The sequence below is a fragment of the Herbaspirillum sp. DW155 genome (assembly GCF_037076565.1).
Lineage (GTDB): Bacteria > Pseudomonadota > Gammaproteobacteria > Burkholderiales > Burkholderiaceae_D > Herbaspirillum.
Genome location: NZ_AP029028.1, coordinates 5,169,995 through 5,184,268 on the forward strand (window position 1 = coordinate 5,169,995; position 14,274 = coordinate 5,184,268).

A 14,274-nucleotide genomic window follows, 5' to 3' on the forward strand; every position below is an offset into this window, starting at 1 on the left:
AAACGCCCGTGACCGGTCTTAGTTTTTCAGAATGCCCACAAGGCCTGTTCCGGCAGCGACAGCCAGTACTCGCCCTGGTCCAGACGCTGCGGCGCATAGGCGCGCAGGCCGACCGAACCGGCCGCGCCGCCCTCGACCTTGAAGAGGCATTCCCAGCGGTCGCCCAGGTACATGCAGGTGGAGAGCGGCAGGCGGATCGCATTGCCGGTCTGCTCGCCCGAGATGCGCACCTGCTCGACGCGGATGATGCCGGTGAGCTGCTCGCCCGGACGGGCGTCGTCGCGGCCGCGCAGGGTGGCCACGGCGGTGCCGCCATCGAGTTTCAGGGTCACGCGCTCGCCCTCGCGGCTCACCACTTCGGCGGCCAGCTTGTTGTTGCTGCCCATGAACTCGGCGGTGAACAGGGTATTGGGGGTCTGGTACATGCTTTGCGGCGTGCCCTGCTGTTCGATGCGGCCATTGTTGAGCAGCAGGATGCGGTCGGAAATGGCCATGGCCTCGCCCTGATCGTGGGTCACCATCAGGGCCGACAGGCCCAGGCGCACGATCAGTTCGCGCAGGAAGGCACGCGCTTCCTCACGCAGCTTGGCGTCGAGGTTGGAGAGAGGCTCATCGAGCAGGATCACCTGCGGGTTGTAGACCAGCGCGCGGGCAATGGCCACGCGCTGCTGCTGACCACCGGAAAGCTGGTGCGGATAGCGCTCGCCGAGATGGCCCAGGCCCAGTTGCGTCAGCACTTCCTTGACGCGCCTGGCGATCTCGTCCGAAGGCGTCTTGCGCAGCTTCAGACCATAGGCCACGTTGTCGGCCACCGTCTTGTGCGGCCACAGCGCATAGGACTGGAACACCAGGCCCAGGTTGCGTTCTTCGGCCGGCATCTCGAAATTGCGCGCGCCATCGAAGACGCGGCGGCTGCCGATGTCGATGGTGCCCGCCTTGGGCGACTCCAGCCCGGCGACGGCGCGCAGCAGCGTGGTCTTGCCGCTGCCGGAGGGGCCCAGCAGCGCCACCACTTCACCGCGCTGCAATTGCATGGAGACGCCCTTGAGGATGGGATTGGCGGAAGCGCCGGTGCCATAGTCCAGGTGCAGGTCGTTGACGGAAAGTTCGGTCATGATGATTCCTCAGAATGCTCTATAGGGAGGCTGGTGCGGCTCAGTCGTGCAGCTTGACGCCGAAGCGCAGTGCAATGCCCAGGCCCACGGCCACCAGCGTGATGTTGATGAAGGACAGCGCAGCCACCAGTTCCACCGCGCCGGCAGCCCACATGGAGACGATCATCGAGCCGATCACCTCGGTACCGGGCGAGAGCAGGTAGACGCCGGTGGAATACTCGCGCTCGAAGATCAGGAACACCATCAGCCAGGCGCCCACCAGTCCGTAGCGCACCAGCGGGATGGTGACGTCGCGGGTGACGCGGGAACGCGAGGCACCGACGGCGCGCGCCGCTTCTTCCAGTTCCGGGCCGACCTGCAGCAGCGCGGTATTGATCAGGCGCAGGCCGTAGGCCATCCACACCACCGAGTACGCCAGCCAGACCGAGAAGATGGTCGAACGCAGGCCGCGCAGGGCAGGGATCAAGCTGTCCACCAGCCACAGGGCGACGGGGTTGTCGATGCCCTTGAGGGCCGAGTCCAGCAGCGAGGGCACGAACAGGAACACCCACAGGAAGGACAGACCGGCCAAGAGGCCCGGCACCGCACGCGGCACCAGCACGCTGTAGTCGAGGAAGCGGGTCACGCCATCCTGCTTGCGGTGCATGGCCAGAGCGATGGCGGTATAGCAGGCCACGGCCAGGGCGCCGCCGATCACGCCGATCAACACCGTGTTGATGATGCCGCGCACCAGCGAGGGCTGGTCCCAGACGTTCAACAGGTTGTCGAAGGTCAGCACCTCCAGCAGGCTCACGCCATCGCCCCAGTGCGAGACGAAGGTACGCAGGCCGATGCCCGAGAGCGGGATGATGACGGTAAAGAGCAGCCAGCCGGCGATGAGCGCAAAGGCCACCCAGCGCCACTTGCCCAGCGGCAGCGCCTTCTGGCGCGCGCCCTTGCCCTTGATGGCGACGTACTTGTTGGCCGAGCGCAGCAGCCAGCGTTGCAGCATCACCAGCGGCATGGTCACCGCCACCAGGCACACGGCCACCGCCGCCATCAGGTGGTACGAAGGCGTGCCCAGCTTGTTGGTGAGCTTGTAGAGATAGGTCGGCAGCACCAGGTGGCCTTCCGGATCGCCCAGCACCAGCACCAGGCCGAACACTTCAAAGCCGAGGAAGAACACCAGCACGCCCGAGTAAGCCAGTGCCGGAGTGATCATCGGCAGCGACACGTTCAGCGCGACCTGCAGCGGCGAAGCACCGGCCACGCGGGCCGCTTCTTCCACATCCGAACCCAGGCTGCGCAGCGCGGCCGAAGCATACAGGTAGACGTGCGGCACGTGGGTCAGGCCGGCGATGATGACGATGCTGGTGAAGGAATAGATGTTCCAGGGGTCGCCCTCGAAGCCGAACACCGACAGCAGGTTCTTGACCCACACCGTATAGAAACCGACCGGCCCCATCGAGACCACGTAGCCGAAGCCGATCACCATGGGCGAGACGAAGATGGGCACCATCAGTGCGGGGGCGATGAAGCTGCGGCCCGGCAGGTCGGTGCGCACCATCAGGAAGGCCAGCATGCCGCCCAGCGGCACGGCGATCAGGGCCAGGCCGGTGGCCAGCGTCAGGCCATTGACGAAGGCCTGGCGGAAGTCCGGATCATCGAAGATGAAGCGATAGGAATCGAAGGTCAGCGTCTTGACCGGTGCGAAGAACGGCGCCGATAAAAAACTTTGATAGAAGATCAGCAGCAGCGGCACGAAGATGGCCAGGGCGGCCAGCAGCACGACCAGGCCGCGCGGCCAGTTCAGCCGGAGACGGCGGGCCGGCAGGGCTTGCTCGCTGCGCGTTAGCGTTGTGGTGGTTTGCATGTTGCGCCTCATGAGTGGGCAGATGGATCAGGACCGGCAGGGAGGCGGCAGGGCCGCGCTCCGGAACAACGATGTTGCTGGAACCCATTTCATCAACAGGCGTGAGATGCGTTCCAGGTGATGACAAACATCCCGTTCGGACTGAGTAGACCCGCAGGGTCGTATCGAAGGCGCGACGACCTCGGCACTGCGCCCTACCCGGTCCGTGACGGAATTGATATAAAAGATTTACTTCTTGGTGGCTTCTTTCCACTGCTTCAGGAAGTCCAGGCGCTTCTTCTGGTCCAGATAATCCAGCAGCTCGGTGGAGACCGGCATGGGCTTGAGCGATGCGCCCAGTTGCCTGGTCAGCTCGGCCGAAGTGGTGGCACCGGTCACATCGCCCCGGATGGCGAAGAGCTGCGCATCATTGGCGATGATGGTCTGGCCGCGCTTGGAGAGGATGTAGTCCACCCACAGCTTGGCGGCATTGACGTTCTTGCCGGCCTTGTTGATGAAGATCACGCGCGAAAGCACCAGGTTGTAATCCTTGGTGAAGGCCACGCCGATGGAGGGGTCCTTCTTGGCGCGCACCAGGGCATAGGGGCCGAGGATGTTGTAGCCGATCAGGTTTTCACCCGAGGAGATGCGCTCGAGCATGGTGCCGGTCGAAGATTGCACGCGTGCGGCCACGCCACCCATGGCTTTGGCGAAATCCCAGAAATGCGGATTGTGCTTCAGGTCAAAGGTCATCAGGCTGAAACCGACGCCGGATTTCTCGATGTCGTAGGTGGTGACCTTGTTCTTGAACTTGTCCTGCTTGCTGACCAAAAGCTTGGTGAAATCGTCGTGGGTGGCCGGTACTTCGGCCTCGCTCACCAGGCGCTTGTTGTAGACGATGGCGGCGGGCTCGAAGGTGGTGCCGTAGGCGGTGTCCTTCCAGTTGGCCCAGGCTGGCAGGGCGGCGGCTTCGGGCGATTTGTACGCGACCGCATAGCCTTCGGAGGCCAGCTTGACCTGCAGGTCCATCGAAGCCGACCACATCACGTCGGCGGTGGCGCCACCGGCGGCGGCTTCCGAGATGAAGCGGTTGTAGGCTTCGGTGGAATTCATGTCGTTGTACTCGACCTTCACGCCCGGATAGAGCGCGCCGAAATCCTTGATCAGCGCTTCGGCTGCCTTGGAATCGGTGGTGCTGTAGATCACGACCTTGCCTTCCTTCTTGGCTCCCTCGATGAGCTTGGCGTAATCGGCCGGATAGCCGGCCGGTGTATCGGCATGAGCGACATTGAAAGTGACGGGCAAAGCGAGGGCCAGGCCGAGCGCAATGCTCAGGCGACGTTTGTGCAACATGGGTTCTCCTTGATGATGAAACGGACCTCGCGCCGGCCCGGCTGCAGAACACGCCTGACGGCGTGTGCAACCTGGCTTGTCAGCGCACCAGGCCCAACTCCTGGGACTGCCTGCGATAGCGCGCAACGGTCTGCGCGATGTAATCCGAGAGCGGCTTGCCGGTCATGGCAAAGGGTTGCAAGCCGCCGACGCTACGCTGGCGATCGAATGCGGGATCGGCCAGCGCGCGGTCAAAATACTGCACCCAGCGCCGGTAGTCCGCCTCCGGCGCATGCGGGCTCATGTAGAAGCCGCGGATGACGGGCCATACCACGTCATAGCCCTGTTCACGCGCAGTCGGCACCTGCTGCAGCGGCCCCGGCAGGCGTTGCTCGGACAGCACCGCCAGAATCCGCACCCGGCCTTCGGCCAGGAAGTAGGCGGCCTCCGAGGTATCGCCGGAGATCACCTGCACGTGCCCGGCCTGCAAGGCTGCAAACGAATCTCCGCCACCTTCGAGCGCCACGAAACGGAACTGACGCGGCGTAAAACCGGCGTGCTGCGCCAGCAGGGCCATCTTCAGCCAGTCCTGGCTGCCCACGGTACCGGACAATCCCACGGTGACCGCCGAGGGATCCTTGCGGATCGCTTCCAGCAATTGCTTCAGGTTGCGCCAGGGAGCATCATTGCGCACGGCGATCATGCCGTGGTCGATGCCGATGCCGGCCACCCAGCGCACATCGCTGACATCAGCGCGGCCATACTTGCCTTGCGCCAGGCTCAGCAGCGAGCCACCCGAAAAAGCCACCAGTGTCTCCGGCCCGCCGCGCCGCTGCGAGACCACCGAACTCCACGCCACCGCGCCGATGCCACCGGGCAAGTAAGCCAGCTTGAAGGCATCCCGGCGGCCCTCTTCCTGCATCACCCGGCGCAGCAATTTGCAGGAGGCATCCATGCCGCCGCCAGGTTTGGCCGGGACGATGCATTCGACCGCCAGCGCGCACGAGCCCGCGCATGCCAGCAGGCATGCGGCCAGGAAATGACACAAGAGATGCCGGCGAGCCGCCATCATGGCGCTCAGCAGCAGCGGGAAAGTGAATCGGAAAAGTCGGTCCCGGCGCAGCCGGACCTGTGGACGGTCATGATGTGTCTCCTGCCTGGATTTTTTTGATATGGGCGCATCCTACAAGAAAAGGCTTTCAGCCGGCTTTCAGCGAAGCTGTCACTGTGGGATCGATGCTACGCAGTTTCCACAATGGCCGGGCGCAGGCATTTCAAAGGCGGCGGGCCATCTGTTAGCATCCGCGCTGGAGACAAGCCCTACCGCACCGACATTAAAAAAGGCCGCTTCATGCGTATCCTGCTGGTCGAAGACCATATCGAACTTTCCCGCTGGCTGGCCAAGGCCCTGCGCGATGCCCACCTGACGGTGGAATGCGCGCACAACGGCGCCGACGCCGACAGCCTCTTGCTCACGCAGGACTATGCGCTGGTGATCCTCGACCTCACCCTGCCGCGCATGGATGGACTGGAAGTATTGAAGCGCATGCGCGCACGCGGCAGCCGCACGCCGGTACTGATCCTGACTGCACGCGGCGGCCTGGCCGACCGGGTCAGCGGCCTGAACATGGGCGCCGACGACTACCTGGCCAAACCCTTCGAACTGGAAGAACTGGAAGCGCGCGTCAAAGCCCTGCTGCGCCGCTCGCAGAGCCAGGAAACGGTGACCGTGGCCTGCGGCGCGCTGAACTTCGATACCGTCTCGCGCACCTTCACCTATGGCGGCGAACTGCTGGCCCTGACCCCGCGCGAACATGCCGTGCTGGAAGCGCTGATCGTGCGCCAGGGCCATACCGTGCCCAAGGACAAGCTGTTCCAGCAGGTGTTTTCGCTGGACGACAATGCCAGCGTGGACGCCATCGAAATCTACATCCACCGCCTGCGCAAGAAGCTCGAACATGAAGGCCCCGGGCGCGTGGGCATCACCACCCTGCGCGGCCTGGGCTACCTGCTGCAGGCGGCGTGATGGCGCAGGCGGCGCGCCGACTGGGCAACCTGCGCAGCCAGCTGGTGCGCTGGCTGCTGATCCCGCTGACGCTGCTGGTGGCCGTCGATGCCGTCTCGGTCTACTACAACGCTCTGGAGGTGGCCGACCTGGCCTATGACCGCTCGCTGCTGGCCTCCACCCGCGCGCTGGCCGAACGGGTTTCCATCGTCGATGGCCACGTCACGGCCGACGTGCCCTACGTAGCACTGGACAGCTTCGAGACCGATACCCTGGGCCGCATCTACTACAAGGTCACGGGCCTCAAGGGCGAGCTGGTCTCGGGGTATGAAGACCTGCCGCCGGTGCCGGCCGACGTCAAGCGTTCCGAAGCCTATCCGGCGCTGGTGCGCTTCTACCAGGCCGACTATCACAACCAGCCCATCCGCATCGCCGCACTGCTGCAACCGGTGTACGACGACAGCATGCGCGGCATCGCCCTGATCCAGGTCGGCGAGACCATGGAAGGCCGCAACGGCATGACTCGCAAAATCCTGTTCGATACGCTCTGGCGCCAGGGTACGCTGGTGACGGTGGCGGCGCTGCTGGTGTGGTTCGCGGTGCGCTTCGTGCTGCGTCCGGTGATGCAACTGAAGGGCGAGGTCGAGTCGCGCGCACCGACCGATCTGTCCGGTTTTGATCCGGCGCTGGTGCACAAGGAGATGCGCCCGCTGGTGCGCGCCATGAATGGCTACATGGGCCGGTTGCAAGCGCTCATCAGTGCGCAGCGGCGCTTCATTGCCGATGCCTCGCACCAGTTGCGCACGCCCCTGACGGTCTTGAAGACGCAATCCGAACTGACCCTGCGCGAGCTCAGGCGCGAGCGGCTCGATGCAGCCGAACTGCGCGATCTGGTCGAAGGCATGGCGCGCACCACCGATGCCGCCGTGCATCTGGCCAACCGCCTGCTCACGCTGGCACGCGCCGAACATGGCGCGGCCGAAGGCGGCACACGGCGCATCTCGCTCACCGATGCGGCGCGTCAGGTGGCGCTGGAGTTGTCGCAGCAGGCCGTGTCGCGACGTATCGGACTGGCCTTCGAGGAGGAGGGTGATATCAGCATCGAAGCCAATGCCCTGCTGTTGCATGAACTGATGGTGAACCTGCTGGACAATGCGATCCGCTATACGCCCATCGGCGGCCAGGTCACCTTGCGCGTGCGCGCCGTGAGCAGTCCGGGCCAGCCGACCGCTGCCCTGCTGGAGGTCGAAGACAACGGCCCCGGCATTGCCGAGGCCGAACGCGAAAAAGTGTTCGAACCCTTCTATCGCGCCGGCGCCACCCAGCACGTCAATCCGGGCGGCACCGGGCTGGGGCTGGCGATCGTGCGCGAGATCGCCGCCATGCACCGGGCCACGGTCACGCTGGATACACCATTGCAAGGCAACGGCCTGCTGGTGCGCATCGTCTTTCCCGGCGGGGTGCAATTGCGGGCCTGAGCCCGCGCATCCTCAGAACTGTTCCCAATCCCCGTCATCGGCGGGCAGGGCTTTGCTGGCGGCCTTGGTGCCGGCATCCGGCTTGGCCGGCAAGGCCTTGGGTGCCGGTGAGGGCGGTGGCACGGCCGCCTTGGGCTTGGCTGCCGCAGCTGCAGCCGGGGCTGGCTTGACGGCGGCCCTGGGCGGCGCCGGCTGACGCGGGGCGTGGGCACGCGCGGCATCCTGGCTGCCGAGCTTGAAGATGCTTACTGTTTCCACCAGGCGGGCCGACTGTTCCTGCAGCGACTGCGCGGCGGCGGCAGCCTCTTCCACCAGGGCGGCGTTCTGCTGGGTCACCTCATCCATCTGCACGATGGCATGATTGATCTGCTCGATGCCATCGCTCTGCTCGTTGCTGGCTGCCGAAATCTCGGCCACCACGTCGGTGACGCGCCTGACGCTGGCCACCACCTCGCTCATGGTCGTACCGGCCTGTTCCACCAGACGACTGCCATTGTCCACGCGGCTGACCGAATCATCGATCAGGGCCTTGATTTCCTTGGCAGCGGTGGCACTGCGCTGGGCCAGCGTGCGCACTTCGGACGCCACCACCGCAAAGCCCCGGCCCTGCTCGCCGGCACGGGCCGCTTCCACGGCGGCATTCAAGGCCAGAATGTTGGTCTGGAAGGCGATGCCATCGATGACGCTGATGATGTCGACGATCTTGCGCGAAGCTTCGTTGATCTCACCCATGGTCTGGACCACCTGCCCGACCACGCTGCCGCCCTGCACTGCCACGTCCGAGGCGGTCGCAGCGAGGCTGTTGGCCTGGCGCGCGTTGTCGGCATTCTGCTTGACCGTGGAGGTCAGCTCTTCCATGGCCGACGCGGTTTCTTCCAGGGCACCGGCCTGTTCCTCGGTACGCGAGGACAGGTCCAGGTTACCCCTGGCGATTTCGGAGGAGGCGGTATTGATGGTGTCGGTGCCGTTGCGTACTTCGCTGACGATGCGGTGCAGGTTCTGGTTCATGGTCTTGAGCGAAGCCAGCAGCATGCCGGTCTCATCCTTGCTGGTCTGGCCGATCTGCACCGTCAGGTCACCTTGCGCCACGGCACTGGCGACGTCCACGGCCTCGTTGAGCGGACGGGTGATGGAACGCGTGACCCACCAGGCCGCCAGCACGCACAGCAGGATGGCCACGCCCGACAGCTCCAGCATCAGGGCAATGGCCGAGTCGGTGGTCTGCTGGCCCTGGGCCACGCTGTCGTCCATCAGGGTTTTCTGGAAGGCGCTGAAGGCATTGAGCGCGTCGAAGTAGCGATCCTGCGCGGGGATGACTTCATTGAACAGTGCCTCGGTGGCCTCTTCCTTCTTTTGCTGAACGATCAGCTCGCGCACCTTGTCGCGCGGCGCATTGTAGGCGGCGCGGGCATCGTGGATGGCCTTGAACAGCTCCTTGCCGCGCGCCGTGCTGAGCAGCTTCTCGATCTGGTTCAGGGCTTCGGTGGTCTTGGAACTGTGGCCGGCGGCACGGTCAAGATAGCGCTTGGCCTCTTCAAGATTGCGCCCCAGCAAGGCATTGCGCAGGTTGCGCGCGGCGCCGTTGACGTTCTCGCGGATTTCCATCACCAGCGCAATCTTCACGTAGCGATCCTCCACCACCAGGCGCGACGCCTTGCTGATGCTGTACAGGCTTTGCATGCCGATGCCAGTGATCAGGCACATGACTCCCACCAGTACCGCAAAGCAGGCACCCAGGCGCACGCTGATCTTGATGTTCTTGATGTTCATTGAATCCCCCCGACGGATAGTGATACTGCAGAATCTCGCAGTATGTGGATGACAGTGCTGATGCACTATCAGGCAGTTCCTGATCAGCGCGGCAACGAGCGCTCCGGCCTTCCCGGATGAAGGAAAGAATGTTTCTCCGTCGCAAAAAAAGCTGCCGTCCAATCAGCTTGAACGACAGCTTTTCTTCTAACTTGAGCCTGCGGGAAAGAATTTACATCATTGGGTGCGCAGCACCTTAGACAAAGGAACCGATGGCCGCCATCACCGCCGCCCGCACCGACCCGCTGACCACGAAGCCATGGGCGGCCTGCACGTCATCATGGAACCAGCGGTCGCCATCGAGACAGGCCGGGATCTGGCGGCGGATTTCTGCGTAGGCCGCCTGCGTGCCCTGCCCCAGCGTGAAGTCCTTGAGCAGCTCTTCGGTCATGGTCAGCGCCTGCGCCGCCAGCAGCATTTCCACACCGACGATGTACTGCGTGTTCTGCACCACCGTCATGGCCTTGCGGGCGCACCAGGTGGAGTTGGAGATGTGGTCCTCACTGTTGCCCTTGGAGGGAATGCTGTCCACGCTGCCCGGCATGCACAGGGTGCGGTTTTCCATCACCAGCGAACTCATCGAACATTGCACCACCGGATAGCCGGTGTTGACGCCGCGCACGCCGCTCATCAGGTTGCGCGGCAGGCCCCACGACAGTGTGGGATCGATCAGGCGCGCAATGCGGCGCTCGCAGATGCTGCCCAGGTCAGTGATGGCCATGGCCAGCAGGTCCATCGCCTGCGCCAGGTATTGGCCGTGGAAGTTGCCGCCGGAAATGATTTCGAATCCTTCGCCGTCCTCCTTGCTGAAGATCAGCGGATTGTCGGTGGCGGAGTTGGTCTCCTTCTCGATGATGGTATCGATGTAGTCCAGCGCATCGAAGACCGGTCCATACACCTGCGGTGCGCAGCGCAGCGAGTAGACGTCCTGGATGCGGGCGGTGTAGGGGATGTCGGTGCGGCGCAATTCCTCGGGCAATTGCACGGCACGCGCTTCATGCGTGGTGCGGGTGGAGCCCTTCAGGAGCGTACGGATCACCTCGGCCGTCTTGATCTGCCCGGCATGCGGACGCGCCTGCTGGATGCGCGGATCGAAGGCCGACATCTCCGCACGCATCGCCTCCAGGGTCAGGCCCAGCGACAGGCAGGCATCGGTGAGCAGGTTGCGGGCATCATGCGCGGCCAGGATGGCCACGGCCAGCGACGCGGTGCAGCCATTGATGAGGGCCGATGCATCCTTGGCCTTGAGGTCGAATTTCACCGGGCCGATGCCGGCCTGTTCGATGGCCTGCGTGGCACGCATGCGCTGGCCGCGATAGATCACCTCGGCCTCGTCGAAACCGGCGATGGCAGCGGCCAGGTAAGACAGCGGCGCCAGGTCGCCGGAAGCGCCCACCGAGCCCTTCTGCGGCATGACCGGATGGATGCCGGCATTGATGAAGGCCAGCAGGCGGTCCACCACTTCCACACGCGGGGCCGAATAGTTGGAGGCGAAGGCGTTGGCGCGCAACAACATGGTGGCGCGGCTGACTTCCTCGGAGAAGGGTTCGCCGATGCCGGCGCTGTGGGCCCGGATCAGCTGGGTCTGGAACAGCTCGATGTGCTCGACCTTGATGCGCGTGTCCTTCAACAGGCCGACACCGGTATTGAAGCTGTACATCATGGGCGCTTCATCGTGCATCCAGGTGTGTTCAATGTAGTCGCGGCTTTCCTTCAAGGCCGTGCGCGAGGACTCGGCCAGCGCGACCTTCAGGTGCGGTGCGCGGGCCACGCTGACGACTTGCGCGGCGGTGAGGTTGAATCCGTCGATGGTGATGGTATGCATGAAGACTCCGTGATCCGTAATTGAGGCGATGAGGGGGCCAGAGCGCGGGCTCAAGGCTGGAACTGTTCGACCAGATGCGTGAAGATCCGGGCGGCGATGCCGGCGTCTTCTGTCGTCATGGTTTCATCGGGGTGATGGCTGATGCCGCCGTTGCCACAGCGCACGAAGAGCATGCCGACCTCGCCCAGCGGCGCCATGGCCATGGCGTCGTGGCCGGCACCCGAGGGCAGATGGCGCACCGGCCAGCCGGCAGCGTCGATGGCCTGCGCCAGCGCCGCCTGCAAGCGCGGCGCGCAGGGAACGCTGGCGGCCTCGTGGGTCTGGCGCAGAATGATCTCCACCTGGCGTCGCGCGGCAATGCGCTCGATTTCAGCGCGCACGTCGGCCACCGCAGCGAGGCGGTCGGCATCCTCCTCGGCACGGATGTCGATGGAAAAGCTGGCCAGTCCCGGCACCACGTTGGCCGCGCCCTGCAGCACTTCCAGGATGCCCATGGTGCCCACCAGCCCCGGCTTGATGCCGCAACGGCGCTCGATGTAAAGGCCGGTCTCGGCCGCCGCCATCGCCGCATCGCGTCGCAGATGCATGGGCACCGTGCCGGCATGTCCGGCCAGGCCGCGTACCTCTGCCATGAAGCGGCTGGCACCGGAAATCGCGGTGACCACGCCCACCGGCAGATTCTCGTTGAGCAGGATCGGCCCCTGTTCGATGTGGACCTCGACGAACGCGGCCACCGAGGCCGCGCTCCAGGCATCGTCGGCAATGCGCGCCGGATCCAGCCCGGCCGCCTGGATGGCCTGGCGCATGCTGATGCCTCCGGCATCGACATTTTCCAGCACGGCCTGGTCGAAGGTGCCGGCCACGGCGCGGCTACCCAGCAGGGTGGCCTTGAAGCGCACGCCCTCTTCCTCGGCAAAGCCGATCACCTCGATGGGGAAGGCGAAGCGGCGGCCCTCGCGATGCCACTGGGCAATACAAGCCAGCGGCAGGACGATGCCGAGATTGCCGTCGTACTTGCCGGCATTGCGTACCGTATCGAAGTGCGAGCCGGTCACCAGGGCAGGCCGGTGCTCATGGCCGGGCGCGGCCTCGTAGCGTCCGATCACGTTGCCGGCATTGTCGCGCCGCACGCGCAGGCCCGATTGTTCCATCCAGCGCATCAGCTCGGCGGCCGCCGCCTGGTGCGCGGGGGTGAGGTAGGTCCGGGTCAGCATGCCCGGCGCCTCGGTGTACTGCGCCAGCAGCTCGGCCCACTGCATCGCTTGCTGGCCGGCCTGTCGGCTGGAGGGGTCCAGGGCTTTCATTGCGTCTCCTCATGCATGCCCGCTTCCGGAATGGAGCGGGGCTCGAAAAAATTCGTCTTTTTTATTGTATTCAAAAATTGTATGCAATATAGTCCTCTGGCGCCAAGGCCACAAAAAAGATCGCTTGGGTTGGCAACATTTCACTAAGACAAGACTAGGAGACAACGGTGAGCAAAGTATTCAAGTCCCTGTTCGGGCAGGTCGTGCTGGCCCTGGTGGCCGGCATTGCCATCGGCCTGCTCTGGCCGGACTTCGCCCAGAGCCTCAAACCGCTGGGCGATGGCTTCATCAAGCTGATCAAGATGATCATTCCGGTCATCGTCTTTTGCGTGGTGGTGCAGGGCATCTGCGGCGCCAGCGACCTCAAGAAGGTCGGCAGCGTGGGCGTGAAGGCCATCATCTATTTCGAGGTGGTGACCACCATCGCCCTGCTGCTGGGTCTGGTGCTGGCCGTGGTGGTGCATCCCGGCGCGGGCATGAACATCGACCCCAGCAACCTGGACGCCAGCAGCCTCTCCGGCTACATGGCCAATGCCGGCAAGGTCAAGGACACCGGCTTTGCCGAATTCATCATGAAGCTGATCCCGGCCACGGCCGTGAGCGCCTTCACCTCCGGCGACGTGCTGCAGGTGCTGCTGATCTCGGTGACCTTCGGCTGCGCACTGCTGCTGATCGGCGAGAAGGGCGCGCCGGTGGTGGCGCTGGTGTCCTCGCTGTCGGATACCTTCTTCAAGTGCATGTCCTTCTTCATCCGCCTGGCGCCTGTGGGCGTGCTGGGGGCGATTGCCTTCACGGTCGGCAAATACGGCATCGGTTCGCTGAAGCAACTGGCCTTGCTGGTACTGCTGTTCTACGGCGCGGTGATCTTCTTCGTGCTGGTGGTGCTGGGCGGCATCCTGCGCGCCAGCGGACTGTCGATCTTCAAGCTGATCCGCTACCTGCGCGAAGAGCTGGTGGTGGTGCTGGCCACGACGTCCTCCGATAGCGTGCTGCCGCAGATCATGCGCAAGCTCGAATACATGGGCATCAAGAAATCCACCGTCGGCCTGGTGATTCCGACCGGCTATTCCTTCAACCTGGATGCCTTCTCGATCTATCTCACCATGGCGGCGCTGTTCATCGCCCAGGCCACCAATACCCATCTGTCCTGGGGCGACCTCGCGGCGATCCTGGCCATCGCCCTGGTCACCTCCAAGGGTGCGCACGGCGTGCCGGGTTCGGCCATCGTGATCCTGGCGGCCACCCTGACCACCATTCCGGCCATCCCCGTGGTGGGGCTGGTGCTGGTGCTGTCCATCGACTGGTTCATCGGCATCGCCCGCGCGCTGGGCAATCTGCTGGGCAATTGCGTGGCCACAGTGGTCATCGCCAGCTGGGAAAAGGATATCGACAAGGTGCGTGCCCGCGCCGTGCTCAATGGCGAGCAGGTCGCGCCGCTGGACGAAGAAGCCTCCCTCCTCGACGCACTGGGCGGCAGCGGCCATCCGGCCCGGGCCTGATGCCGGCCGCCGGGAACCGGTCATGGCCGGGCAGGATGGCAATGGTTACAATGGAGCCCCGCCTCGTGGCGGCTTT

10 protein-coding genes are annotated in these 14,274 nt (G+C 64.5%); 3 read left to right on the forward strand and 7 right to left on the reverse strand.

Annotation, left to right across the window (positions count from 1 at the left end; translation table 11 throughout):
• Positions 1-26: 26 nt before the first annotated feature.
• The 4 genes from AACH55_RS23585 to AACH55_RS23600 form a co-directional block, all read right to left on the reverse strand.
• Entirely contained in the window at positions 27-1,115 is a 1,089-nt protein-coding gene (locus AACH55_RS23585; RefSeq protein WP_338717095.1) for an ABC transporter ATP-binding protein, read from the reverse strand.
• Positions 1,116-1,155: 40 nt separating this feature from the next.
• Positions 1,156-2,967, reverse strand: a complete 1,812-nt coding sequence (locus AACH55_RS23590; protein WP_338717096.1) for an iron ABC transporter permease — start codon at positions 2,965-2,967, stop codon at positions 1,156-1,158.
• Positions 2,968-3,195: 228 nt separating this feature from the next.
• Entirely contained in the window at positions 3,196-4,299 is a 1,104-nt protein-coding gene (locus tag AACH55_RS23595) for an ABC transporter substrate-binding protein (protein ID WP_338717097.1), read from the reverse strand.
• A gap of 79 nt (positions 4,300-4,378) precedes the next feature.
• The gene (locus AACH55_RS23600; RefSeq protein WP_338717098.1) at positions 4,379-5,350 is read right to left on the reverse strand and encodes a tripartite tricarboxylate transporter substrate-binding protein; all 972 of its coding nucleotides are present in this window, start codon (positions 5,348-5,350) and stop codon (positions 4,379-4,381) included.
• A 279-nt stretch (positions 5,351-5,629) separates the two neighbouring features.
• Here AACH55_RS23600 and AACH55_RS23605 point away from each other — a divergent pair, with 279 nt between their 5' ends.
• On the forward strand, positions 5,630-6,304 hold the full coding sequence (locus AACH55_RS23605; protein WP_338717099.1) for a response regulator: 675 nt from the start codon (positions 5,630-5,632) through the stop codon (positions 6,302-6,304).
• Positions 6,304-7,761: a sensor histidine kinase gene (locus tag AACH55_RS23610; protein WP_338717100.1), complete on the forward strand. Its 1,458-nt coding sequence runs from the start codon at positions 6,304-6,306 to the stop codon at positions 7,759-7,761. Before AACH55_RS23605 ends, AACH55_RS23610 begins: the two co-directional genes overlap by 1 nt.
• Positions 7,762-7,773: 12 nt before the next feature.
• Here AACH55_RS23610 and AACH55_RS23615 read toward each other — a convergent pair whose 3' ends face one another.
• The 3 genes from AACH55_RS23615 to AACH55_RS23625 all read right to left on the reverse strand — a co-directional run bounded on the left by AACH55_RS23615 (position 7,774) and on the right by AACH55_RS23625 (position 12,699).
• Positions 7,774-9,531: a methyl-accepting chemotaxis protein gene (locus AACH55_RS23615; protein ID WP_338717101.1), complete on the reverse strand. Its 1,758-nt coding sequence runs from the start codon at positions 9,529-9,531 to the stop codon at positions 7,774-7,776.
• A 235-nt stretch (positions 9,532-9,766) separates the two neighbouring features.
• Positions 9,767-11,395, reverse strand: a complete 1,629-nt coding sequence (locus tag AACH55_RS23620; protein WP_338717102.1) for an aromatic amino acid ammonia-lyase — start codon at positions 11,393-11,395, stop codon at positions 9,767-9,769.
• A 50-nt stretch (positions 11,396-11,445) separates the two neighbouring features.
• Positions 11,446-12,699, reverse strand: coding sequence for an allantoate amidohydrolase (locus AACH55_RS23625; RefSeq protein ID WP_338717103.1), 1,254 nt, complete (start codon positions 12,697-12,699; stop codon positions 11,446-11,448).
• 167 nt (positions 12,700-12,866) lie between these two features.
• On the opposite strand from AACH55_RS23625, the gene AACH55_RS23630 reads away from it, so the two are divergent.
• Positions 12,867-14,198: a C4-dicarboxylate transporter DctA gene (locus tag AACH55_RS23630; RefSeq protein ID WP_338717104.1), complete on the forward strand. Its 1,332-nt coding sequence runs from the start codon at positions 12,867-12,869 to the stop codon at positions 14,196-14,198.
• Positions 14,199-14,274: the final 76 nt, after the last annotated feature.

Coding starts and splice junctions, on each gene's coding strand:
- AACH55_RS23615 (WP_338717101.1), bottom strand. CDS start 9,531: ATGAACATCAAGAACATCAAGATCAGCGTGCGCCTGGGTGCCTGCTTT.
- AACH55_RS23620 (WP_338717102.1), bottom strand. CDS start 11,395: ATGCATACCATCACCATCGACGGATTCAACCTCACCGCCGCGCAAGTC.
- AACH55_RS23610 (WP_338717100.1), top strand. CDS start 6,304: ATGGCGCAGGCGGCGCGCCGACTGGGCAACCTGCGCAGCCAGCTGGTG.
- AACH55_RS23605 (WP_338717099.1), top strand. CDS start 5,630: ATGCGTATCCTGCTGGTCGAAGACCATATCGAACTTTCCCGCTGGCTG.
- AACH55_RS23590 (WP_338717096.1), bottom strand. CDS start 2,967: ATGCAAACCACCACAACGCTAACGCGCAGCGAGCAAGCCCTGCCGGCC.
- AACH55_RS23595 (WP_338717097.1), bottom strand. CDS start 4,299: ATGTTGCACAAACGTCGCCTGAGCATTGCGCTCGGCCTGGCCCTCGCT.
- AACH55_RS23600 (WP_338717098.1), bottom strand. CDS start 5,350: ATGATGGCGGCTCGCCGGCATCTCTTGTGTCATTTCCTGGCCGCATGC.
- AACH55_RS23625 (WP_338717103.1), bottom strand. CDS start 12,699: ATGAAAGCCCTGGACCCCTCCAGCCGACAGGCCGGCCAGCAAGCGATG.
- AACH55_RS23585 (WP_338717095.1), bottom strand. CDS start 1,115: ATGACCGAACTTTCCGTCAACGACCTGCACCTGGACTATGGCACCGGC.